The organism is Priestia sp. P5_B4 (genome assembly GCF_056400385.1).
Window position 1 is genome coordinate 1 of the sequence record NZ_JBFULJ010000561.1, and the last position, 2522, is coordinate 2522.

The following is a 2522-nucleotide window of genomic DNA, read 5'->3' on the forward strand; positions in this document are numbered from 1 at the left end:
CCTTCTGCTTTCGTACCATCTTTTGAGAGAACTTCTCCCCCTGCAGACCATACAAATGGTGTTAGTGCATACGTTAACATTTCATCTTTTGATTGTAATTGCATATCAATAGCCGGTTTATTATATTTTTCTTTTAACGTTTTACAAAGAGCCATAAATTGATCCCATGTCCAAGGATTATCAACTGTCGGTAACGTATTTAAATCAATGCCTGCCTCTTGTAGCATTTTTTTATTGTAGTAAATTCCCACGGATGATTCACTCGCACCAATTGCATACAATTTGTCTTTATATGTACCTTGTTGCTTGATACTCGGTAGTAAATCATCTTGATCTTTCACGTAATCATCTAGTGGAGCAATGATGCCAGATTTTGCATAAGCAGCTGTATTTGGACCATCCAACGTAATAACATCTGGTAATGTATCCGTTGTCAATGCTGCGTTTACTTTATCTTCATACCCTCCACCGTTCCCACTACGTGGAATAAATTCAATTTTAGCTTTAACATTTTTAGATGCATATTTCTTGTTAAAAGCATCTACTCGTTTTTTATAAACTTTTCCTTCTTCATTATCATCAGATACATGTACCCACATTGTGATTGTCTTTTTTCCATCACTGTTTACACTTTGATTTTTACTACATCCTACTGCAGCAAAAATCAGTAATAAAGCTATACTTACTAATAGCCATTTTTTCATACATTTCACGTTCCCCTCATTTATCTTTTTTACAAATATAAAAGCGCTTTCAATCAGAATTTTATGTCAACCGGTTTCATATGTCAACCGGTTTCTTATAAAATGTTTGAATTTTCTTTTTTTATTTATTGCTCTTTGTTATATTCAATTCTATTTCTATCATTCAAAATAAGAGGCTTTAATACAAAAAAGTATATAAACGTTAAAGTATAGAGTAAATTGCTTAGATTTATATGGAGGGAGAGCCCATACAGGAAATAGTACTTCGTATAAACTAGCAAAGTCCCTTCAAATTGAACTTGATACCATTTATAACTGGATTCAGGAAAAAAATCCATTTTTCTTTAGAAAGAGTAAATAGTTAAACTAATTATTTTCATGAAATACCTTACAATTTACTTAGCATAATCCATGGTCTAGGCCCTAATAAACATCTTGAAATATAGTAAAATAGGTATTGGAAGTTATATTACTACTAACCTTGAGTAAAAGGGGGGGATTGAGTTGCCTAACACAGAATATCGATACTTTTTTATAAAGTTAGGTAAGTTATATTATGTAACTGAATCATGTAGACATGTAAAAAGGAAAGAAATATCCAGTTACGAATTTACAAATGATGAATTGGTTACATTCCACATTAACGAAGAGTCTATCGCAAAACAGACCGAAGATGAATGTAGTAGTTATATTGTAGTCAAAAAAGCTACGTTTGAAGATTATATTAGACAAGGAAAACGTTAGAGTAAATATATAGATTATAAAGAGAAAAATATATGAAAGTTCTATAACGTTAAGTAAATAGTAAAGTACTTTATCTATAACACTTTTAGCATTTACATACAATGTAGAAAAACTTCATATTTGTCGTCAGGTAGAGTAAATAGTAAAACTATATTTTTTATAACTGAGTTTATATATTTACTTCTTTATGTATAATGAGTTTAATTTGTATTTTTGATGGAGATTATCTCATTGAAGGGTCTTTAACATTAAATACTTATAGATTTTTTGTTTGATTATAACGAATATAATAATTTATTAAAAGGGAAGTAGAAGATAGATTGGTATATGATAAGAAGTAAAAAAAGAAGGAGAATTTACTCTTTTAGAATTAGAAAAAGGCAATCCATTAATAAAGTATAAACGACAAGAATACAAAGTTATGTTAGCTGGGTACAAATATTTTGAAACACTAGAGGTGCCTTAATTATATTCTTCTCTCCCTATAGGTGGTATAATATGGATGATTGTACCAGTGAAAGGGGAGAAAGAGATGAACAAACTTGTATTCAAGCAATTTGAAATCGGAAGAGAGTACTTCCTCAAAATCATAGGAGCTGTTTCAGAGGATCAAACTGATGTGCAGCCAGATGGTTTTAACAACACAATTCATTGGCATACAGGTCACGTTTTGACAGTTACTGAACAAACTATGTTTGGTTTTCCTCATGCAACAACCCATCTTCCAGCAAACTATATGGAATTGTTCGGAAATGGTACGAAACCAGCAGATTGGACGGGGGACGTACCTACTATGGATGAGCTTATGATACAGCTAAAGGATCAATTGGCTCGTATTCAGCAAATTCCTGCCGAACAGCTAAACAATACCTTAGAAAAGCCATTTCTAGGATGTAAAACCTTTGGAGAGCTGGCGGGTGTTACACTGATGCATGAAGCAACTCATATGGGACAGATTCAGGCAATGAAGCGAATAATTGAACATGTGGGTGTGAAAAATTGAATTTGACAAAATGATATAACAAAGTTATCGACAGTAATGAAGCCTATATATTCTTTATATAGGCTTTAGCC

Annotated in this window: 2 protein-coding genes; one reads left to right on the forward strand and one right to left on the reverse strand. The window is 32.0% G+C overall.

All coding sequences use genetic code 11. The features are described 5' to 3' along the window. Window positions 1-704 (reverse strand): ABC transporter substrate-binding protein (locus AC1DRF_RS22945; protein WP_477741775.1); only part of this gene is annotated, 704 nt, incomplete at its 3' end. A 1276-nt stretch (window positions 705-1980) separates the two neighbouring features. On the opposite strand from AC1DRF_RS22945, the gene AC1DRF_RS22950 reads away from it, so the two are divergent. Further along, window positions 1981-2451: a DinB family protein gene (locus tag AC1DRF_RS22950; RefSeq protein ID WP_061860515.1), complete on the forward strand. Its 471-nt coding sequence runs from the start codon at window positions 1981-1983 to the stop codon at window positions 2449-2451. Window positions 2452-2522 lie beyond the last annotated feature (71 nt).